The organism is Massilia sp. GER05, from assembly GCF_052056005.1.
Lineage (GTDB): Bacteria > Pseudomonadota > Gammaproteobacteria > Burkholderiales > Burkholderiaceae_D > Telluria > Telluria orientalis.
The window spans coordinates 3,529,906-3,551,129 of the sequence record NZ_CP178858.1 but is presented as its reverse complement, the minus strand read 5'-3'; the positions used below and the strand labels follow the sequence as shown (position 1 = coordinate 3,551,129).

Annotated in this window: 17 protein-coding genes; 1 reads left to right on the top strand and 16 read right to left on the bottom strand. The window is 68.2% G+C overall.

The genetic code is table 11. The features are described from left to right. Positions 1 to 66: 66 nt before the first annotated feature. A complete protein-coding gene (locus tag ACL58G_RS15985) occupies positions 67 to 2,259 on the top strand; it encodes a hybrid sensor histidine kinase/response regulator (RefSeq protein WP_440967838.1) in 2,193 nt (730 codons plus the stop codon). Positions 2,260 to 2,265: 6 nt separating this feature from the next. On the opposite strand, the gene ACL58G_RS15980 is transcribed toward ACL58G_RS15985, so the two are convergent. The 16 genes from ACL58G_RS15980 to ACL58G_RS15905 form a co-directional block, all read right to left on the bottom strand. Beyond that, positions 2,266 to 4,422, bottom strand: a complete 2,157-nt coding sequence (locus tag ACL58G_RS15980) for an EAL domain-containing protein (RefSeq protein WP_440967837.1) — start codon at positions 4,420 to 4,422, stop codon at positions 2,266 to 2,268. Then, on the bottom strand, positions 4,419 to 6,446 hold the full coding sequence (locus ACL58G_RS15975) for an ATP-binding protein (RefSeq protein ID WP_440967835.1): 2,028 nt from the start codon (positions 6,444 to 6,446) through the stop codon (positions 4,419 to 4,421). The genes ACL58G_RS15980 and ACL58G_RS15975 overlap by 4 nt, the downstream gene beginning before the upstream one ends. Then, positions 6,446 to 7,045: a YfiR family protein gene (locus ACL58G_RS15970; protein WP_413385085.1), complete on the bottom strand. Its 600-nt coding sequence runs from the start codon at positions 7,043 to 7,045 to the stop codon at positions 6,446 to 6,448. Before ACL58G_RS15970 ends, ACL58G_RS15975 begins: the two co-directional genes overlap by 1 nt. 21 nt (positions 7,046 to 7,066) lie before the next feature. Next, positions 7,067 to 9,049: a TonB-dependent receptor plug domain-containing protein gene (locus ACL58G_RS15965; RefSeq protein WP_440967832.1), complete on the bottom strand. Its 1,983-nt coding sequence runs from the start codon at positions 9,047 to 9,049 to the stop codon at positions 7,067 to 7,069. Positions 9,050 to 9,205: 156 nt separating this feature from the next. Beyond that, a complete protein-coding gene (gene pncB / locus ACL58G_RS15960; protein ID WP_440967831.1) occupies positions 9,206 to 10,393 on the bottom strand; it encodes a nicotinate phosphoribosyltransferase in 1,188 nt (395 codons plus the stop codon). A gap of 51 nt (positions 10,394 to 10,444) precedes the next feature. Continuing rightward, positions 10,445 to 11,002, bottom strand: coding sequence for an SET domain-containing protein (locus ACL58G_RS15955; RefSeq protein WP_440967829.1), 558 nt, complete (start codon positions 11,000 to 11,002; stop codon positions 10,445 to 10,447). Between the two features lie 89 nt (positions 11,003 to 11,091). Continuing rightward, entirely contained in the window at positions 11,092 to 12,765 is a 1,674-nt protein-coding gene (locus tag ACL58G_RS15950; protein ID WP_440967827.1) for an AMP-binding protein, read from the bottom strand. Between the two features lie 87 nt (positions 12,766 to 12,852). After that, positions 12,853 to 14,529, bottom strand: a complete 1,677-nt coding sequence (locus ACL58G_RS15945) for a 4Fe-4S binding protein (protein WP_440967826.1) — start codon at positions 14,527 to 14,529, stop codon at positions 12,853 to 12,855. A gap of 12 nt (positions 14,530 to 14,541) precedes the next feature. Next, a complete protein-coding gene (locus ACL58G_RS15940; protein WP_440967824.1) occupies positions 14,542 to 14,994 on the bottom strand; it encodes a DUF3306 domain-containing protein in 453 nt (150 codons plus the stop codon). Continuing rightward, the gene (locus tag ACL58G_RS15935) at positions 14,991 to 15,431 is read right to left on the bottom strand and encodes a DUF3305 domain-containing protein (RefSeq protein ID WP_440967823.1); all 441 of its coding nucleotides are present in this window, start codon (positions 15,429 to 15,431) and stop codon (positions 14,991 to 14,993) included. Before ACL58G_RS15935 ends, ACL58G_RS15940 begins: the two co-directional genes overlap by 4 nt. Further along, a complete protein-coding gene (locus tag ACL58G_RS15930) occupies positions 15,428 to 15,874 on the bottom strand; it encodes a hypothetical protein (RefSeq protein ID WP_440967821.1) in 447 nt (148 codons plus the stop codon). The genes ACL58G_RS15935 and ACL58G_RS15930 overlap by 4 nt, the downstream gene beginning before the upstream one ends. A 10-nt stretch (positions 15,875 to 15,884) precedes the next feature. Next, positions 15,885 to 16,316 (bottom strand): hypothetical protein, encoded by a 432-nt coding sequence (locus ACL58G_RS15925; protein WP_440967819.1) that lies wholly within the window; start codon positions 16,314 to 16,316, stop codon positions 15,885 to 15,887. A 10-nt stretch (positions 16,317 to 16,326) separates the two neighbouring features. Next, positions 16,327 to 17,412 carry a formate dehydrogenase subunit gamma gene (locus tag ACL58G_RS15920; protein ID WP_440967817.1) on the bottom strand — a complete coding sequence of 362 codons (1,086 nt, stop codon included), beginning with the start codon at positions 17,410 to 17,412 and terminating at the stop codon, positions 16,327 to 16,329. Between the two features lie 12 nt (positions 17,413 to 17,424). Next, positions 17,425 to 17,637, bottom strand: coding sequence for a hypothetical protein (locus tag ACL58G_RS15915; protein ID WP_413343801.1), 213 nt, complete (start codon positions 17,635 to 17,637; stop codon positions 17,425 to 17,427). Next, entirely contained in the window at positions 17,634 to 18,314 is a 681-nt protein-coding gene (gene fdh3B / locus ACL58G_RS15910; RefSeq protein WP_371766427.1) for a formate dehydrogenase FDH3 subunit beta, read from the bottom strand. Before fdh3B ends, ACL58G_RS15915 begins: the two co-directional genes overlap by 4 nt. A gap of 90 nt (positions 18,315 to 18,404) precedes the next feature. After that, entirely contained in the window at positions 18,405 to 21,224 is a 2,820-nt protein-coding gene (locus tag ACL58G_RS15905; RefSeq protein WP_440967815.1) for a formate dehydrogenase subunit alpha, read from the bottom strand.

Sequence of the window (21,224 nt, the reverse complement as noted above, 5' to 3'; positions counted from 1 at the left end):
GCGGCGATGCCGGATGTGCAAGCGAACGGGGCCGTATAATGATCCACTTTGAATGCCGGAATCACCATGCGCGCTCACCGCGGGCCCACTCTGTCGCTTCGCCACCTGCTGATCCTGCTGACGGCGACCGGCCTGCTCCCGCTGGCCGCGCTGGGCGCCTGGAGCGTGCATCTCGCCGCCGAGTACCACCAGAGCGAACAGGAACGGGCGCTGCTGGACCTCGCACGCGCGCTGTCGAGCACCGTCGACGCGGAACTGGACGGCACCGTCGCCACCCTCGCCAGCATCGCGCGCACGCCTGCGCTCGGCGACGGCAACGTGCGGGCCTTCTACCCCATCGCGCGCGACCAGGCCCGGGCGCAGCCGGAATGGCTGGGCGTGATCCTGGCCGACGGCAACGGCAACATGGTCTTCCGCACGACCGCGCCCTTCGACGCGCCGCCGCAACCCGTCGCCGATCCGTCCAGCCTGCGCCAGGCGCTGCTGCTGCGCCGCCCGGTCATCGGCCACGTCGCGCACGGCAAGGGCGGGCGGGCCGCCGTCCCCGTGCGCTTTCCCGTCAGCGACGCCGCCGGCCATCCGTACGTGCTGACGGCCGTCGTCCAGCCCGACCGCATCATGCGCGCGCTCGCGCGCCAGCAGGTGCCGGCCGGCTCGGTGATTTCGGTGCTGGACGGCGACGGCGCGATCGTCGCCCGTTCGCGCGGCCAGGGCGACCACGCCGGCGGGCCACCCAGCCCGAGCCTGGCGCGGCTGATCCGGCTGAACGGCCCGGAAGGCGCCGGCGCCACCGTCACGCTCGAAGGCAGTGCCGTCACGACGGCCTATACGCGGCTGTCGCGCTACGGCTGGACGGTCGCCGTCGGCGCGCCGCCCGCGGGCTGGGCCGGCGGGGCGGGCTTTGCGTGGTACGGGGCCGGCATCGCGCTGTCGCTCGCGCTCAGCATCGGTCTCGCGACGCTGCTGGCGCGCCGCATCGTGCGCCGCATCGCGACGCTCGCGGCGGGCGCCGCCGCCCTAGGCGCCGGCACCGACCCGGTGGTGCCCTCGTCGCGCATCCAGGAAATCGACGCGATGGGCGCGGCGCTGCGGGCCGCGGGCGCACGCCGCGCGGCGCACGAGCGGGACCGCGAGGACGCGCTGGAACTGGCGCGCCAGGCCGGCCGCGCCAAGGACGAATTCCTCGCCGTGCTGGGCCACGAACTGCGCAATCCGCTGGCCCCCATCGCCAGCGCGCTCGACCTGATGGACCTGCGCGACGACGCCGCCTCGCGCCGCGAGCGCGGCATCATGCGGCGCCAGGTCGCGCACCTGAAACACCTCGTCGACGACCTGCTCGACGTGTCGCGCATCGCGTCCGGCAAGCTGCGCATCGACGTCGCCCCCGTGGACCTGGCGGCCGTCGTGCGCCACGCCGTCGCCGCCCGGCCCGACCAGCCGCTCCGCCTGCAGGCCCCGGCGGCGCTGTGGGTCGCCGGCGACGAGCACCGTCTTGCGCAGGTGCTTGGCAACCTGTTGTCGAACGCGGCCCGCTTCGGCAGCACGGACACGCAGGTCGTCCTCGAGCGCGCGGGCGGCGCGGCCCGCCTCGTCGTCGCCGACAATGGCGTGGGCATGGATACCGCGCTGGCGCAGCGCGTGTTCGAACCGTTCTACCAGGCGCCGCAACCGCTGGCGCACCACGGCGGCCTGGGACTCGGTCTCGCCATCGTGCAGCGCATCGTCGAGCTGCACGGCGGCCGCGTGCGCGCGCACAGCGACGGGCCCGGCCTTGGCAGCCGCTTCGAGATCGTGCTGCCGCCCGGCGCGCCGCCGTCCCTCACGGCGCCCGCTCCCATCCGCGCGCCGAGCCGGCCGCTGCGCGTCCTGGTCGTGGACGACAACGAGGACGCCGCCGCCCTCACGGCCGCGATCCTGCGCGAACTGGGCCACGAAGTGAAAACGGCGCACACGGCGAACGCGGCGCTGGACGTGCAGACGGCCTGGCCGCCGGACGCCGCGATCCTGGACATCGGCCTCCCCGACATGGACGGCTACGCCCTCGCCGCCGCCATGCGCCGCGCGGCCGTGACACCGCTGCGGCTGACGGCGCTCACGGGCTACGGCCGCCAGGCCGGCGCGGCCGCGCACGCGCCGCCGGATGGGGCCGCGTTCGACCTGCATCTCACCAAGCCGGCCAGCCTGGACGACCTGCGGCGGGCGCTGGGGGCGGACGACGCGGATGCGGCCGCGGGCCCGCCCGGCACGGCGCGCGCCTGAGGCCTCTTACGGCGGCGCCGGCCGGCCATTGTCCGGCTCCATGCCGTGCAATTGCCAGTAGTGCCGGAACGCGGCGCGTATGCTGCCGCGCAGCACCTCGTCGTCCCATGGTTTCGTAAAGAAGCGATACAGCGCCCCGAGATTGACCGCGTCCATGATGGTGTCGAGGTCGGGGTACCCCGACAACGCGATCCGGAACGTGTCGGGATACATCTCCTTCACTTTGCCGAGGAACTCGGTGCCGCTCGTCCCTCTCATGCGCTGGTCGCACAGGATGACGTGAACGGGATGGAGCGCCAGCATCTCGAATCCCTCCGCCGCGCCCGATGCCGTCAGGATGCGATAACCGTCGCGGCGCAGCAGGCGGTTGAGCGACGCGAGCACGCTCGGCTCGTCGTCGATGATGAGCAGGGTACGCGGCGGTGCCGCCGCCAGGTCCTGCGGCAGCGCCAGGGCCGCGCCTTGACGGAGCATCGCCTCGAACTGCTGCGCCGGCACCGCGCGGCTGAAGTAGAAACCCTGCATCTGGTCGCAGCGATAGCGCCTGAGCAGGGACAGCTGGGCCACCGTTTCCACGCCCTCGGCAATCACGTCGAGCTTCAGGCTGTGCGCCATGCCGATGATGGCCTCCGTGATGGCCGCATCGTCCGGATTGGTCGTGACCTCGCGGATGAACGCGATGTCGATTTTCAGGGCATCGAGCGGCAGCCGTTTCAGATAGGCCAGGCTGGAATAACCGGTGCCGAAGTCGTCGATCGACACGCGCACGCCGCGCGCCCGCAGACGCTGGAGGGTGGCGACCGCGCATTCCACATTGTCGACCAGCGCGCTTTCGGTCACTTCGAGCTCCAGCATGCCGGCGTCGATGCCATGCGCGTCGATCGCCTCCAGCACGGCCATCTCCAGGCCGCCGCCCGCGAACTGGCGGCCCGAGACGTTGACGGCGATATGCATCGGCGCCGACATCACGCCCGTCCACGCTGCAATCTGCCGGCATGCGGCGTCGATCACCCAGCGGCCGACCTCGACGATCAGGCCGGTTTCCTCGAGCACGGGAATGAACTCTCCCGGCGATATCAGGCCGTGCCCCGGACGATTCCAGCGCAGCAGGGCCTCGGCCCCCGTGATGCGGCCGGTATTGATCCCGGCCTTCGGCTGGTAATGGAGCTCGAACTCATGGTTGCCGATGGCCGCGCGCAGTGCGTTCTCGATCGTCAGCCGGCGCCGCGCCTGGACGTTCATTTCGTCGGTGAAGAAGTGGCATCGTCCCCGATCCTCGGCCCTGGCCTGGTGCAACGCCGTATCGGCATATTTGAGCAGGGTCGCCGCATCGGTGGCGTCGGCCGGATAAAGCGCGACGCCGATGCTCGCGGTCATCGTGAAGTGCTGCGTCTCGAGGGCGAAGGGCCGCTGCAGGGCCGCCCTGATGCGCTGGTCGATCTGCAGCACGTCATGCTGCATTTGCGGTCCCGCCAGTACCAATCCGAACTGGTTGCCCCCGACACGGCCCAGGGCGGCGCGCGCGGGGACGCAGTCGCCGAGGCGCTGCGCGAACTGGCACAGCAACTCGTCGCCGCCGACGTGGCCGAGCGTATCGTTGACGTATTTGAAGCGGTCCAGGTCGATCGCCATCACCGCGACCATCTCGCCGTCGCGTTGCGCCTGCGCGAGCGCCTGGTCGAGCGAGGCGTGCATCAGCATGCGGTTCGGCAGGCCCGTGACCGTGTCGAAGCGGGCCAGGCGCAGGCCATATTCGCGTGTCGCCGTGTACAGCAGCCGCACCTCGAGCATATTGCGGATGCGCGTGAGCACCTCGACCTGGTCGAACGGCTTGCTGACGAAATCCCGGGCGCCGGCTTCCAGTGCGCGCAGCTTGTGCGCGGGCTCGGCGGTGACTACGAGCACCGGCAGGTAGCCCTCGCTTTCCAGCGGCCGCAGGCCTTCGAGGATCTGGAAGCCGTTCATGTGCGGCATGTTCAGGTCGAGCACGATGATGTCGTAGCGATTCGCGCGGTGCAGGTCGAGCACGGTGCGCGAGTCGGTTGCCAGCGTGACGCACGTGTACCCCGCGTCTTCGAGCATATAGCCGAGCAGTTTGACGTTCGCTTCCTGGTCGTCGACGATCAGGATGCGGGCACGATGGATGTCGGATAAGGAAATCATGGCACCTCTTTTCGCTCCGCTATGGTTGGACGGCGAACGGCGCCGTTGGCTTCCAGCGCGCTGTCGATCGCGGCGGAAAATTCTGCGATATCGATCGGTTTGGCGACATATCGGAAAAAACCATTGCTCATCGCCAGTGCGATGTCGTGCGACATGGCGCTGGCGCTGACGGCGATCACCGGTATGTCCGCCGTCGCGGGGTCGGCACGCAGGACCTTGAGCGCGTCGATGCCGCTCATGCCGGGCAGGTGCACGTCCATCAGGATCAGGTCGGGCGTATGCGCGCGCGCCAGCGCAATGCCGAGGTGGGCATCCGGCGCCGACAGCAGGCGCAGGTCCGGGCTCAGCGCGATGATCGATTCGACCAGTTTCAGGTTGGCGGGATTGTCCTCCACATACAGCAAGGTGTAGCCATGGCCGACGGCAAGCGGATCCCGCGCCGCGGCCGCGGGCGGGGGCGCCGCCGCGCCGTCCGCGGTGCCGGACGCGGCCGGCGCCACACTGTCGAGCTGGATCCAGAACACGCTGCCGATCCCGACCGTGCTGGTCACGCCGATGCTGCCGTTCATTAATTCGACCAGGCGCTTCGTGACGACGAGGCCGATGCCCGTTCCCTCCTCGGTGCCCGCTTCCTGTCCCAGGCGATTGAACGGCTGGAACAGCTCCTCCATTTGCGCCGCGCTCAGACCGGGCCCGGAATCGCGCACGGAAATGCGCACCCGCCGTGCCGCGTCCGGCACACAGTCGAGCGCCACCACGCCACCGGCCCGATTGTATTTGATCGCGTTCGACAACAGGTTCAACAGGATCTGCTTCAGGCGCGTCCGGTCGGCCAGCACGGTCACGCCCGACGCGTCGGGAAACGTCATGCGCAACCCGCGCTGGTCGCCCAGCGGTTCGATCATGGCCCGGCACTCCTGGATGACTTCCTCGAGCGCCACGGCCTCGAGCGACAGCGTGACCGCCCCGGACTCGACTTTGGCAAGGTCGAGCACCTCGTTGATCAGCGTGAGCAGGTGTTTTCCCGCCTTGAGGATGTAGCCGGTAAATTCCTTCTTGCGCTCGACGTTGTTCGGCTGGGCGTCGTTGGCAAGCAGTTGCGTAAAGCCGAGGATGGCGTTGAGCGGCGTGCGCAATTCATGGCTCATGCTCGACAGGAACGACGATTTTGCCTGGTTCGCCTCCTCCGCCGCCGCCTTGGCCAGTTCCAGCTCCGAGGTGCGCTCCGTCACGCGCTGCTCGAGGTCGACGTTGAGGCGCATGACCTCGCGCTGGGCGCGCTCGCGCTGTTCCACTTCGCGCATGATGGCCAGGTTCGACGACTCCAGTTCGCCGGTGCGGCGCTCCATCTCGCCGAGCATGTCGTTGAACGCGCCCACCATCATGCCGACTTCGTCGCTGCTGCTGGCTTCGACGCGGCGCGAATAGTCGCGCTGGGCCACCACGTCGCGCGCCGTCTCCGCGACCGCCAATATTGGACGGCTCACCAGCTTCTCCATGCGCACGACCATCAGCAGGGCAATCGCCATCGCGACCACCCAGACGACCACGGCGATGGCGACGTCGACCGCAACAGTCGTCGTCGGATCGTAGCTGGCGCGCATGTAGACGGTGCCGACGATGCCGTTCTCGCCGACGATGCGCCGGAACACGTGCAGGCGCGCCCCGTCGACCTGCGCACCGTCCGCCTCCGGCAGCACCGGCAGGTCCTTGCCGTGGCCAGGGCGCACATACGACGCGAACAGCTTGCCGTGCTCGTCATAAATCGCCGCGGCCTCGATGTTCGGCCAGGTGTCGAACAAGTGCAGGTTGCTGGTCGCCAGCTTCGGATCGTCGAACGCCAGTGCCGGCGCCGTCATGCGTCCGAGCAGCGTCGACTGGGTCGTCATTTCCGTCACGAGCCCGCGGTGGTAGGTCCAGATGTCGCCGGCCACATTGCCGACCAGCGCCACGGCGAGCGCCACCAGCGTGGTCGACAACACGATGACGAACATCTTGTTGCGGATGGAGTAGGAGCGCAGCATCACGGGTTCCCTTTTTCCACTTTGTAAGCTGCACTCAGCATCAGTGCGCTGATCTTCAGACGGCTCGGCTTGATCGGCCTGAGCGACACTTCGAAGCGCAGGCGGTCGTCGACGACGGTGAAGCTGATCATGCTGTCGGCGCCGGGCTCGGCACCGGGTTCGGCGACCGTCAGGACCGGGCGGTCCTTGATGGCCGCATACAGCTCGCGCGCCCAGCGGGCATCCGGCGTGCCGACGACCAGCATCTGCACGTCGGTCGGCGCCTCGCCGCGCCGCAGGCGGCGCACGGCCACCTTGCGCCCGTTCACGGTGCGCCCCGCCAGGCTGGCCTCGAGTTCGTCGGCCAGCGCATCCGAGCCGGCCAGGCCGATCGTGAAGCTGCTGTCGGGCCCGGCAAACGCCTCGGGCGGCCATTCGACAAAGCTGGCAAACTTGTACAGATAAGCGGCCTCGATCTGACGCACGACCTGGTCGGAGCGTCCGTTCGCCTGGGTATCGGCGCGCGCGGCGCCGGCCATGACGACGAGAACGCATGCAAGCGCCGACAGCCGGCCCCACAAGCCGGCGGCGCCCTTACGCTGGAGCCTGGAAATGAACATGGTCGTCGTGGCGCGGGCGGTTCAGAAGCGATGGACGACTTTGGCATAGACGCCGCGGCCGAAGTGGCTGCGCGTCGCCGCCGGGGTGAATTCCGCGTGCCCGCCGCCGTTCAGGTGCTGCGCGGCGATCGACAACTCCCAGGCCGGGCGCGGCCGCCAGCCATAGCGCACGTCCACGCTCGTGTAGGCCGGCACGTCGGGGCCGGACAGCGCGGCCACATGGCGCAGCGTGCAATCGAGCGAACGCTGGCCGTCCAGGTCCAGCGACGAACGCAGCAGCCATTGATGCGCGGGGTCCAGCCCGGCCGTCGCGGTGGCCCCGGCGTCGTTGCTGCCGGGTTGCAGGCGCAGGCCTTCATGCAGCGCATTCATCCCCGCGTTCAGGCGCCAGTGCGGCGCGGCCTGCCAGGTGCCCCACATCTCGATGCCGCGGGTGCTCCCCTCCATCTTGCTGGCGTAGTAAGCATAGGTGCGGCTGGCCGCGACCTCCTGCGTGCGCAGATCGTCGTATCGGGCATGGAACGCCGTGACCGAATAGGACAGCGTCGCGGTGGCCTGGCCGCGATAGCCGAGTTCCGCGACCCGCGCCGTCTCCGACTTCACCGTCGATCCGCCGTCGAGCAGGTACGGCGGGGCGCCCGGCACGTAGATGTCGCGGTCGAAGCGCGACGGCGCGCGTACGGTGCGCGACAACGCGCCCCACAGGGTGTGCCCGGGTGCCGGTGTCCAGGCCAGCCGGGCATTGGGCAGCATGTCGACGCCGGTATAGTCGTTGCGTTCGAGGCGGGTGCCGACGGTCAGGTGCAGGTCGGCACGCAGGGACACCTCGTCCTGGACGAACAGGCTGGCCCATTTCTGGTTCAGGTCCGCCGGCAGGAAGGCGACGTAGCGGCTGTTGCGGACCCGATCGATGCTGTAGCGGTAGCCCGCGCCCCACACCGGCGCGTGCATGCCGATGGGCGCCAGGTTGTGCTGGAACTGGACATCGACGATATCGAGCACCTCGCCGAACGTCGGCGGCACGGTGCGTTCGGTATGATCTTCGATCACATGGAAGCTGAGGCGCCCCCCGGCTTCCAGCTGGCGCTCCCAGCGGGCGTTGAGATTCGCGCCGGCCAGCGTGATCGGGCCCAGCGCAAGCTGCATCCCGGAAATCGCGATCATGCCGGGCAAAGGCTGGTCCGCGATACCGTGGTAAGCGTCGCCCTGGACGGTGAACCGGTCGATACCGTGCTGCCAGTCGGCACGAAAACCGGCCTGTACATGGTGGGCGCCGTCGTCGATGGGGTCGCCGGTTGCCAGCGACGTGTGCCGGAGGCCCGTGTATTTCGCGTACATCCGGTAGGTCGCACCGCTGTCCAGCTTCGCTCCGTAACGTACCGCGCCATCGGCCCGGCGGTTACCGCCCCCGGCACCGGCGAGGCCGCCCTGCGTATCCGCGGACGAACGGGTGATGATGTTGATGACGCCGTTGACCGCATTGGTGCCCCACAGGGTTCCGCCCGGCCCGCTGATCACTTCGATCCGCTCGACATCTTCCAGCATCACGTCCTGCGCGTCCCAGAACACGCCGGAGAACAACGGCGTATACACCGACCTGCCGTCGATCAGCACCAGTAATTTGTTGGCTGCACTGCTGTTGAAGCCGCGCGCGCTGATCGTATAACCGTAGGCGCTTGCTTCGGCCACTTGCAGGTTCGGGGCCAGGCGCAACGCCTCCGGCAGGCTGGCAACGCCGCTGCGGCGCAGGTCGTCGCTCGTGATCACGAATACGGAAGCCGCCGCCTCCGCCAGGCGCTCGCTGTTCTTGGACACGGAGGTAACGCGGATATCGGCCAGCTGGTCGAAACTGAGGTCGAGCAATGCGCTGCCCTGCGGCGTCGCCTGGCACGGCGGTCCGGCCACGGCCAATAACAATCCGGTCAGCCGGTAGGCGCGCGCGGCCGGTCCTCCTGTGATGGCACGCGACCGCCCCTCCCGACACGGATTTTTTTGCCAAAACATTATCAAAACGTGCGCTCCTGGTGGGCGTTGCTGTCAGGGCCGAGCGACGCCCCGGGAATTCGATGCAAATGTGAGCGATATCAAAACAATAGTAGACTCAACGCAATAAAAAAGCACGAAAGTCTTTGTCGCGAAAAAATTGACAGCGGCAACCGTTCAGATGTGCTGGTCGAACACCTGGCGCAGATAGGCGATGAACGTCTCGTCCGTGCTGAATCCCTTGCCGGGGCTGTCGGACAGCTTGGCGACCGGCTGGCCGTTGCAGCGCGTGAGCTTCATGACGATGTTCAGCGGGTCGTACTGCGTGTCGTTGGTGAGCATGGTGCCGATGCCGAAACCCGTCATCACGCGGTCGGCGAAGTGGCGGTACAGGGAGAGCGCCTTGGGCACGGTGAGCGCATCCGAAAACACGAGGCGCTTCGTGCGCGCGTCGATGCGCAGCTTGGCGTAGTGCGCGATGGCCTTCTCGCCCCACTCCACCGGGTCGCCGGAATCGTGGCGCAGGCCGTCGAACAGCTTGGCGAAATACAGGTCGAAGTCGCGCAGGAAGGCGTCCATGCCGACGACGTCCGTCAGCGCCGTGCCGAGGTCGCCGCGGTATTCCTGCACCCAGTCCTCCAGCGCCTTCTTCTGGAAATCGCGCAGGCGCACGTCGAACGACTGGAACGCCTGCATGTATTCGTGCGCCATCGTGCCGATCGGCACCAAGTTGAACTTCTTCGCCAGGTAGACGTTCGACGTGCCCTTGAAGAACTGCGGCAGCTCGCGTGCCAGCGTGGCGACGACTTCCTCGTGCCAGTCGCCCGAGAAGCGGCGGCGCACGCCGAAATCGAAGAACTCGAACGGGTTGGTCTTCTTCGGCTCCTGGTCGAAGGCGCGGAACTCGGCGATTTTCTGGTCGAGCCGCTTGCGCGCCTCCTCGATGGCGGCCTGCTGGTCGAAGCGGCGGAAATACAGCTCGTTGACGATGTACAGCACGAAGATCTCGAAGCCCATCACGTGCACGATGGGGCCGCAGGCGCGGATGCGCAGGTGCGGCCCGTCCGTTTCCACGTGGATGAACTTGCGCTGGAAACGGAACAAGGTGAGGAAGTCGGCGAAGTCGCTTTTGATGAAGCGCAGGGACCTCATGTAACTGACCTCGTCCTCCGTGAACATCAGCGTGCACAGATGGTCCAACTCGCGTTCGACTTCTTCTTTCAATTCCGCCAGCGGATAGGCGGGCGTGTTGCGGCACTTGAACTCGTATTCGCCGATGGCGTTCGGGTGCATGTGCATCAAAGCCTGCCACATGGTGAATTTATAGAGATCGGTTTCGAGCAGGCTGCGGACGACGGGTTTCATGGGCGGGTGGGGGTTCCTGTTGTTGTGGTGTCGATGTCTGGTCCGGATGCTTCAGGTCGGGGCGCCGGCAGATTTGCGCGGCCCCTGCTTGCGCACACGCTTCTTGGGCGCCAGCATCGTGCCCGTGCAGGCCGGCGTGCCGCAGCGGCACGCGAACAAACGCTTCAGCGCGGGCGTGTGGCGCTCGTCGTAGATCAGCGCATAGTTGTAATTGAGTTCCTCGCCCGCGTCGATGTCGCGCAGCGCGTGGATGTACACGCGGCCGTCTTCTTCGTAGGCTTCGCAATTGGGTTCGCACGCGTGGTTGATCCAGCGGGCGTCGTTGCCGCGCCGGCCGCCGTCGATCACGTTGCCGTCGGCGAGGCTGAAATAGAACGTGTGATTGACCGGGCCGCCCCGTTCGGCGGCACGGCGGGTCGCTTCGTCCCACGTGATGCGCTCGCCGCGGTATTCGATGATGCGCTCGCCGGCCGGGATGTCGCGCAGCGCGAACACGCCGTTGCCGTGCACGGGCGATTTCCGCACCTCGTACGAGGCCGGGCGGGCCGGCTTGGCGGCGCCCTTGCTTGCGGTCTGCTTCGATGTGGTCGGACGGACGGACGGGTTCATGGATCGGCGTTCGGTTGGATGGACACGATCTATTATTGATCGGATCGCGGCAATCCTGCCGCACGCCTTTATCTTACCGTGTCGGCTGCTCAGCCGCCGAATTCGTCGTCCCTGAACTCAAGCACGGCCCGATCGCCGGCCGCCTCCGCCCGGCGCAACTCGACCCGGCGGATCTTGCCGGAGATCGTCTTCGGCAAGTCCGCGAACGCGATGCGGCGGATGCGCTGGTACGGCGCCAGCCGGTCGCGCGCGAAGGCGAAGATCGCGGCGGCCAGTTCGCGCGTCGGCTCCACGCCCGGACGCAGCGCGATGAACGCCTTCGGCACCGCGAGGCGCACCGGGTCGGGGCTCGGGACGATGGCCGCTTCCAGCACGTCCGGATGCTCGATCAATACGCTCTCCAGTTCGAATGGGCTGATACGGTAGTCGGACGACTTGAACACGTCGTCGTTACGGCCAACGTAAAAATAATAGCCGTCCTCGTCGACGCGCGCCGTGTCGCCCGTGTGGTAGTGGCCGGCGCGCATGACGTCCGCCGTCTTGGTCTCGTCGTTCTCGTAGCACAGCATCAGGCCCAGCGGGGCCGGATCGAGGCGAAGCGAGATCTCTCCCTCCTCCGCAGGCTGGTCGTCGATGTCGAGCAGCGCGACGCGGTAGCCCGGCAGCGGCCGGCCCATCGAGCCCGGCTTCACGGGCTGGCCGGGCGGATTGCCGATCTGGCACGTGGTCTCGGACTGGCCGAAGCCGTCGCGGATGCGGATGCCCCACGCGCGCTCGACCTGCTCGATGACTTCCGGATTCAGCGGCTCGCCCGCGCCGACCAGTTCGCGCAGCGGCGGCTGCCACTGCGCGAGGTCTTCCTTGATCATCATGCGCCACACGGTCGGCGGCGCGCACAGCGACGTCACGCCGCAGCGCACGATCGTGTCCAGGCAGGCGCGCGCGGAAAAGCGTTCGTAGTTGTAGACGAACACGGTGGCGCCCGCGTTCCACGGCGCGAAGAAGCAGCTCCACGCATGCTTGGCCCAGCCGGGCGAGCTGATGTTCCAGTGGACGTCGCCCGGCCGCAGCCCGATCCAGTACATCGTCGACAGGTGGCCCACCGGATAGCTCTGGTGGCTGTGCAGCACGAGTTTCGGCTTCGCCGTCGTGCCCGACGTGAAGTACAGCAGCAGCGGATCGGTGGCGCGCGTGACCCCGTCCGGAACGAAGCCTGCCGCCACCGTCGCGCTGTCCGCATAATCGCGCCATCCGGCGGCGCTTCCGCCGACGGCGATGCGCGTGAAATCGCCGGCGAGGTCCGCGAACTTGTGCGTCTCGGACGCCTGCGCGATCACGTGGCGCACGCGGCCCCGCTGCAGGCGGTCCTGCAGGTCGTTGCCGGACACGAGCATGGTCGTCGGCACGAGGACGGCGCCCAGCTTGATCCCCGCCAGCATGACCTCCCACAGCTCGACGCGGTTCGGCAGCATCAGGAGCACGCGGTCGCCGCGCCGCACGCCGCAATCGCGCAGCCAGTTCGCGACCTGGCTGGAACGCACCGCCATGTCGGCAAAACCGATCTTGCGCTCGCTGCCGTCCTGTTCCACGACCCACAGCGCGGGCGTCGTGTTGCCTTGCGCCTGCGTGTCGAAATAGTCGAGTGCCCAGTTGAATTCGTCGAGCTCGGGCGGCTCGTAGTCGCGGTAGGCCGTCGCGTAGTCGGTGCGATGCTGGTGCAGGAAGTCGCGCGCGCGGATGAAGCGCTCGTACGGGGATGCCATCGGTCGTCTCCTTGTGGTTGCGAAACGGGCGCCTCGTGAGCGCCCGTTCCGGTGGTCGTGTAGCGGCTCGTGCCTATTCTGCCACGGTCAGCGCCGACGCAGCTCCTGCGCCTGGTGGATCGTCTGCTCGTCCGTCGGCGTCATCATGTCGATCACGCGGCAGTCGCCGCACATGCGCATGCGGTCGAGGTGACCGGCGAACGCGGGATGTCCGGCCAGGCGCGCCAGCATGCCCTCGACCATGCGCAGCGTCCCGAACGGCTTGTTGCAACGGATGCAGTGGAACGGCTGCGTTTCGTTCAGCACCACGGGCTGCTTGCGCGTGTCGCGGAACGACAGGCGTGGCACCAGCCGGATCGCATCTTCCGGACACGTATCGGCACACAGCCCGCACTGGACGCAGTTCTTTTCGATGAAGCGCAGCTGCGGCGCGTTCTGCCCATCCTGCAGCGCCGACGCCGGACACGCGCCCACGCACGCCATGCACAGGCTGCACTTGCCGGCGTCGACGTCGAGCGTACCGAACGGACTGCCGGCCGGCAGCGCGATCTCCTCGACCTGCTGCGGCGCCTCGCGCAGCAGGTGCTCGAGCGCGTAGTCGAGCGTGTTGCGCTTGTCCGCCGCCACGTTGAAGCCGGCCCGCCGCGCCGGCACTTCGCCGCGCGGCGCGTGCCGCAGCGCGCGCGCCAGCTCGTCCGGCCCCGTCACGCGCAGCAGCCGCACGTGCGCGCCCGCGTAGCCGAGGCCCGTCATGATGGTCTGCGCGATGGTCATCTGCTCATCCAGCGCGGCCGCGTACTGCGGCGCCTCCGCGTCCGTCATGAGGACCGTGATGCCGGCCGCGCCCCAGGCGAGCGCCGCGAGCCAGATGTCGATGCCGGTCGATGCCGTGTGGTGCACGCCCATCGGCAGCACCCGTCCCGGCACGTCGACGGCGTCCAGCAGCGCCGCGCCTTCCGGGCCGTGGACGAGCAGCACCGGCTCGCGTCCGCCCGCCTGCGCGTAGGCGTTCAGCGCGGCCTTGATGCGCATGCCCGTGTGCGCCGCGCCGGGATACGCATAGCCCAGCGCGCCCGTGGGGCAGACGGTCGTGCACGCGCCGCAGCCCGCGCACAGGTAAGGGTTCACGGCGATCAGGTCGCCCGCGCCCGAGATCGCGCCCGCCGAGCAGATCTCGATGCACGCATTGCAGCCGCTCCTGCGGTTGCGGCCGTGCGCGCACAGGCGTTCCTTGTAGGCGAAATATTTCGGCTTCTCGAATTCGCCGACCATCCCGACGAGTTCGTCGACGGCGGCCTGGCGCGCGGCGGGATCGAGGCCCGGCGCGTAATAGCCGTGCGGGCGCTGGTGCGTCGCGATCTGCGGCGCCGCGCCGAGGTCGAGCACGAGGTCGAAGCGCGCGTGTTCCGGCTTGCTGCCTCCCGTCTGCCACGTCGCGTCGAACGCGCCGAGCCAGCCCGTCACGACGAGCGCGCGCGCCGCGAACACGGGATACAGGCGCAGCGCCGTGTCGCCGCCGTCGTCGTCCAGCAGCAGCACGGTGACGGGCAGCGCGGCAGCCAGGCGCTCGGCCCACGGCAGCGCGTCGGCGCGGGTGCCGATGACGAGCGTGCGGCCGGCGGACTTGTAGCCGACCGTGTCCAGCGGGTCGGGTGCGGGAATCCCGGACAGCGCGGCTAGCGCGGCGTTGCGGGCGACGCGGTCGCGGTCGTCCTGGACGGGGTCGAGGGCGACGCCCTGCCCTTCGATCAAACGGATGTTCATGCTGTCCCGGTTTCAGGTGGTTTTATTGGAGTCCTCCGGCACATCTTCCGCGGCCGGCGGTTCTTCGACGGCGTCGACAACCCGCTGCAACGCGTTCTTCGCGTGCTCCAGCGACGCGAGCATCGCCTCGGACACGGGGCTCGGCTTCGTGTAGTCGTCGATGTAGACGTCCAGCCCGTCCATCGCATTGAAGTGCGGGTCGGCAAACAGTTTTTTCAGCGCCGTCCGGCGCACGGCAGCATCGACGCCGCGCACGACGAACGCGGAGAAATCGGAGTCGCCGGTCAGGCGGGCGACGTCGTCCATCGTCGGCAGCGGCACGGCGGCCGGTGCCACGGCAGGCGCTTCGACGACCGGAACCGGCAGGTCTTCGACCGGCGCAGCCGCTTCCGGCAGCGGCTCGATTCCCGATCGCGCTTCCGTCTTGCGGCGCGCCCAGCGGCGCAGGAAGCCTTCGTCCGTCATCCGTGCTGGCGGCCGCGCCGCGGCTGCGGTTGGTAGTGCGCGCGCAAATAGCCCGCGAGCCACGCATAGATCTCGGCCGGCATCGTCACGCCGTCCGCGTTTTCTCCCGAATCGAACATGCGCGTGCCCTCGACATAGCTGACCGATGCGCGCACGGGCATCGCGCGGCCGTTCTCCATCCGCCACAGCACGAAGACCTTCGATTCGGGCGCCACGCAGTTCTCGTAATAGCCTTCGTTCTCGTCCGGATACAGTTCCAGTTCGAGACCGGAGACGAGGTAGTAGTCGCGCCCGGGCGTCTGGCTCAGCACCTGCAGCGGCGGCAGGTCGCCGCGGTCCGGCACGACGCCGACCGCTTCCCAGGCCTCGTCGGCCCAGCGGTGCTGGAGGGTCCGCCGCTGCATCAGCACGGCGATCGGCATGGATCCCATCTTCATCTGTTGTTCACCTTCGGCGTGCCTTTCTGGACGGTCGGCGGCGTGCCCGCCGGCTCGGCCCGCGTCGGGTGGGCCTTCACGTCCGCGCTGGGCGGCGCCGTGCCCAGTTTTTCGCTCTTGATGGGTGCGGCGGCGCCGGCCGCGGTCAGCTTGCCTTCCGGCTGTCCGGCCGGTGCGGCCGCTTGCGCCGGTGCGGCCGCGGCGATGGCGACCGGCGCATGCGCCGTCCAGCCCTGCGCGGACGCGCGGCTGCGCCAGCGGGCCGTGATGGCGTCCATCGATGCGGCAAGCAACGCCTTGTCCCTGGCCGCCTGCGCATCCGCGGCCGCCTTCTTCGCGGCGGCGGCCTCCTGCTGCGCCGGTGTCGGCGGCGGCAGCGCGGCGTGGGCCGCCGCGGCGGACAGCGCCAGCGCGAGCGCCGCGATCCTGGTCATGTGGCTCATCCTGGTCTCCTCATCGTCCCGGCGCCGCCGAGTGGCTCGGGTCGCGGTTGACGGCGCCCGGCAGCGGCCCCTGTTCGGCCGGCGTCGGCGCGGCCGGCTTGCCGTGGTCGCCGGGCGGCGTCTGCGTCGTGCCCTGCGTGCCCGCGCCGCTGGGCGGCGTCACGCCCTGGCTGGGTCCCTGTCCCGTCTCGCGCACGCTGCCGCCGGTCTCCGCGCCGGCCGTGTTGCCGCCGCTGCCGCCCGCGATGCCCGGCGTGCCGCCCGCATAGCCCGCGTTCGTCTTCGGTCCCGCATGCGCGGCCATCACCTGGCCGCTCGTGCCGCCGTCGGCCGTCACCATGCCGGGGAACCTGGTCTTGCGCTGGGCCTCGTCGCCATGCTGCTTGCAGCCCACGGCGGCCAGCGCCAGCAGCAGGGCCATGACCTTCATCGTCGTTTTCATCGGCGGCTCCTCAATGCGCGGGCCGCGGCGGTGGACTGCCGGCCGGCGGCCGCTGGTCCGGCGGCGCGCGGTCGTCGAACGTGCCCGGTTCCACGCCCGCCTTCACTTCGTCGTACCACACGGCGTGGTGCGCCTTGGCCCACGATTCGTCCACGGTCCCGTGGCGCATCGCTTCGTAGGCGCCCGGCGTGCCCCACGTGCCGATGTAGATGTGGCCCATCGCGGCCGCGATGTAGAACGTGGCGCCGGCGATGTGCAGGTAGTTCGCGACCTGCATGATGTAGCGCGTTTGCCCGAAGGTCACGAAGTCCAGGACCAGGCCGCTGATCGACATCACGAGGCCCAGCAGGGTCACGCCCAGCCAGAACCAGGATTTTTCGCCCGCGTTGAAGAACCCGGCCCGCACGTGCTTGTGCGACACGAGGCCGCCGCCCTGCTTGACCCACTGCCAGTCGATGCGGCGGAAGAAGTTCCGGCGCAGGAAGGTGAAGAACATCAGCACGGAGCACACGATGAACAGCGGACCCACGAAGTTGTGCAGGTACTTGAAGACGTAGGCCAGCGCCGCGAACACGTCGTGGCCGACGAGCGGGATCAGGAGCTTCTTGCCGAACATGATGACGAGGCCCGTCACCGCGAGGATGATGAAGCTGATCGCCGTCGCCCAGTGCACGCCGCGCTCCCAGCCCGTGAAGCGGCGGATGCGCCGGCCCGTGTCCGGTTCTTCGGTGCGCGCGGGACCGATGGCGCGGTAGAAGAAGAAAATCGCGACGAGCACGACGACGAGGATCGTGCCCATCGCCGTCGCGATCGGCCCGTTGCGCCAGATGCGCCACTGGTTGCCGCCGCGCTGCACGATGACGGTGCCTTCCGTGCCGCCGTACTGGCCCAGGTAGTGGCGGTCGATGTGCACGCGGCCGGAGGCCGACGAGCCCAGTCCCGGCTCGGGCGTGCGCGAATCCTTCTCGGCCTGCAGGATGGTCTGTTCCTCGGCATACGCGGGTTCGGCGCGGTTGTTCGGCACGCCCGCGTGCGCGATGCCGACGAGCCACAGCGACAGGAGCAATGACAATATCGATCGTAGCGTGAATGACATGGTCGGCTCCTGTTACGGGTTGGCCCGGTTGTATTCGTTCTGGTTCATGTTGCGGTTGCTGATCGTGCCCCACCACGACAGCTTGTCGTTGTGGAAGTGCCGCAAGAACGGCCGGTCGTCTTTCTTCCCGGCGACCATGCCGTGCACCCAGTTCGGATGCTGGTCGACTTCGAGGCAGCCCGCGAGCAGCGCCAGCGGCAGGCAGAGGATGAGGATGCGCTTCATGTCGGCAGCCTCCCCTCGTCGTTCTGCGAGTCCTTGAGATTCTGGTTCTCGCGCGGGCCGTCGCCCTTCGCCTTGATGTCGCCGCCGCGTTTCGGCTTGCCGTACGCGATCTTCCAGCCCCACAGCTCCGGACCGTAGCCGCGCGTCTCCACGCGCTGGCGGTAGATGTCGGCGATGACGGTCGCGTCGCCGCCGATCAGCGCCTTCGTGCCGCACATCTCCGCGCACGCGGGCAGCTTGCCTTCGGCGATGCGGTTGCGGCCATACTTCTTGAACTCGGCCTCGGACGTGTCGGGCTCCGGACCGCCGGAGCAGAACGTGCATTTGTCCATCTTGCCGCGGTGGTTGAACAGGCCCGTGGACGGGAACTGCGGCGCGCCGAACGGGCACGCGTAATAGCAGTAGCCGCAGCCGATGCACTGGTCCTTGTCGTGCAGGACGATGCCGTCTTCCGTGTGATAGATGCAGTTGACGGGGCAGACGGCCAGGCACGGCGCGTCGCTGCAATGCATGCACGCGACGGAGATCGAGCGCTCACCCGGCACGCCGTCGTTGATGGTGACGACGCGGCGGCGGTTCACGCCCCACGGGGTCTCGTTTTCGTTCTTGCAGGCGGTCACGCAGCCGTTGCAGTCGATGCAGCGCTCCGTGTCGCAGATGAACTTCATTCGGGCCATCTCAATCTCCTTCGGTAGGGTGGGCACCCCGTACCCACGCGCGATGTTCGCGGTATGTTGGCGTTACGCGTGGGCACAGGAGTGCCCACCCTACGCGCGCACCAGGCGACATAACGACACCTTCGTTTCCTGCATCATCGTCACGGCGTCGTACCCGTACGTCCACCCGGTATTGACTGCCTCGCCGCGCACCGCGGGCGCGCCGCCGTCCGGATAATGCTTTTCCAGGTCCTCGCCCATCCACCAGCCGCCGAAGTGGAACGGCATCCACACGAGGCCCACGGGCACGCGCGGCGTCACCATCGCCATCAGCTTCAGGCGCGCGCCGGTCGGCGTCTCGACCCACATGAATTCGCCCAGCTTCACGCCGATCTGCGCCGCGTCTTCCGGATTCACTTCGCAGAACATGTTCTGCTGGAGTTCGGCGAGCCACGGATTCGACCGGGTCTCCTCTCCGCCGCCCTCGTATTCGACGAGGCGGCCGGACGTCATGATCAGCGGGTACTCCTTCGAGAAGTCGACCGCCTGCACGGATTTATACAGCGTCGGCAGGCGCCAGAACGCGGCCTTGTCGTCGTAAGTCGGGTATTTGGCCACCAGGTCGCGCCGCGGCGTGACGAGCGGTTCGCGGTGCGTCGGCACGGGGTCCGGGAAGTTCCACACGTTGCAGCGGGCGCGCGCATTGCCGTACGGCGCGCAGCCGTGGGCGATGGCGACGCGGATGATCCCGCCCGACAGGTCCGTCTTCCAGTTCTTGCCCTCGGCCTGCACTTGCTCCTCCGGCGTCAGCTCGGCCCACCAGCCCAGCTTTTTCAGGAACACGTGGTCGAATTCCGGATAGCCCGTGTCGATCTCGCTGTCCTTCGTGAACGAGCCGTCCGCCGCCAGCAGGGGCTCGCCGTTGTGCTCCACGCCCCAGTTGGCGCGGAACGGCAGGCCGCCCTCCGCCACCGGCTTGTGCAGGTCGTACAGGATCGGCGTGCCCGGGTGCTTCATCTCCGGCGTGCCCCAGCACGGCCACGGCAGGCCGTAATAGTCGCCCTTGCACGGACCGGATTCGGCACGCATCGTCGTCGGATTGAAATCGCGCTTGTGCTCCATGTGCAGTTTCAAGCGCTCGGGCGAGCAGCCCGTGTAGCCGATGGTCCAGCAGGAGCGGTTGATCTCGCGGAGGATGTCCTCGATGACCGGTTCGTTGTTGACGACCTTGATGTTCTTGACGAGCTGTTCGCCGAAGCCGAGCTTCTGCGCGAACAGGTACATGATCTCGTGGTCCGTCTTGCATTCGAACAGCGGCTGGATCACGCGCTCGCGCCACTGGATCGAGCGGTTCGACGCCGTGACGGAACCCTGCGTCTCGAACTGCGACGCGGCCGGCAGCAGGTAGACGCCATCGCTCCTGCCGTGCATCGCGGCCGTCATGCTGGGATACGGATCGATGACGACCATGAAGTCCAGCTTCTGCATCGCGGCCTTCATGTCCGGCAGGCGCGTCTGGCTGTTCGGCGCGTGGCCCCAGTAGAACACGGCACGCAGGTTCGCCGGCTGGTCGACGTACTGGTTGTCTTCCAGGACCGCGTCGAACCAGCGCGACACCGTGATGCCCGGCTTTTCCATCAACTCCTTCGAGCCGAAGCGCGACTTGACCCAGTCGTAATCGACGCCCCACACGGTCGCGAAGTGCTTCCACGCGCCTTCCGCGATGCCGTAGTAGCCGGGCAGCGACTCGCCGTTCGGACCGACGTCCGTCGCGCCCTGCACGTTGTCGTGGCCGCGGTAGATGTTGGCGCCGCCGCCCTGCACGCCGATGTTCCCCAGCGCGAGCTGCAGGATCGACAGCGCGCGCACGTTCGCCGTGCCCACGTGGTGCTGCGTGATGCCCATGCACCAGACGACGGACGATGGCTTGTTCGTCGCCAGCATTTCGGCCGCCATGCGCACGGACGCTTCCGGCACGCCCGTCACGTCGCTGACCTTATCGGGCGTCCACTTCGCGACTTCCTTGCGCACGTCGTCCATGCCGTACGTGCGCGCGGCGATGTACGCCTTGTCTTCCCAGCCGTTGTTGAAGATGTGCCACAGCATGCCCCACACGAATGCGATGTCGGTGCCGGGACGGATGCGCACGTAGTGGTGGGCGAAGCGCGCCGTGCGCGTGAAGCGCGGGTCGACGACGATCATCTTCGCGCCCAGTTCCTTCGCATGCAGGAAGTGCAGCATCGAGATCGGATGCGCCTCGGCCGGGTTCGAGCCGATGAACAGCACGGCCTTGCTGTAGTGGAGATCGTTGAACGAGTTCGTCATCGCGCCATACCCGTAGGTCTGGGCGACGCCGGCCACCGTCGTCGAGTGGCAGATGCGGGCCTGGTGGTCGCAGTTATTGGAGCCCCACATCGACACCCATTTGCGCAGCAGGTAGGACTGCTCGTTGCTGTGCTTCGAGCTGCCGATCACCATCAGCGCATCCGGCCCGGACTGCTCGCGCAGTTTCAGCAGCCGGTCGCCGATCTCGCCCACGGCCTGGTCCCACGTGATGCGCTCGTACTTGCCGTTCACGAGCTTCATCGGATAGCGCAGGCGGTGTTCGCCGAACCCGTGCTCGCGCACCGACGCGCCTTTCGCGCAGTGGGCCCCCATGTTGATCGGCGAGTCGAACGCGGCCTCCTGGCGGATCCACACGCCGTTGCTGACCACCGCCTCCACCGAGCAGCCCACCGAGCAGTGGCTGCACACGGTGTGCTTGACCTCCGTGTTCGGCCTGGCCGGCACGGGGTCCGCCGCGGTCGCGGGCTGGATCACGTTCAGCGGCAGGTGGCGCGCGAGGGCGCCCGCGCCGGCCGTCACGCCCGCGCCGACGAGGAAGCGGCGCCGTTTCAGCCCGCTGTCGCGTGATGTCTTCACCAGGGTCAT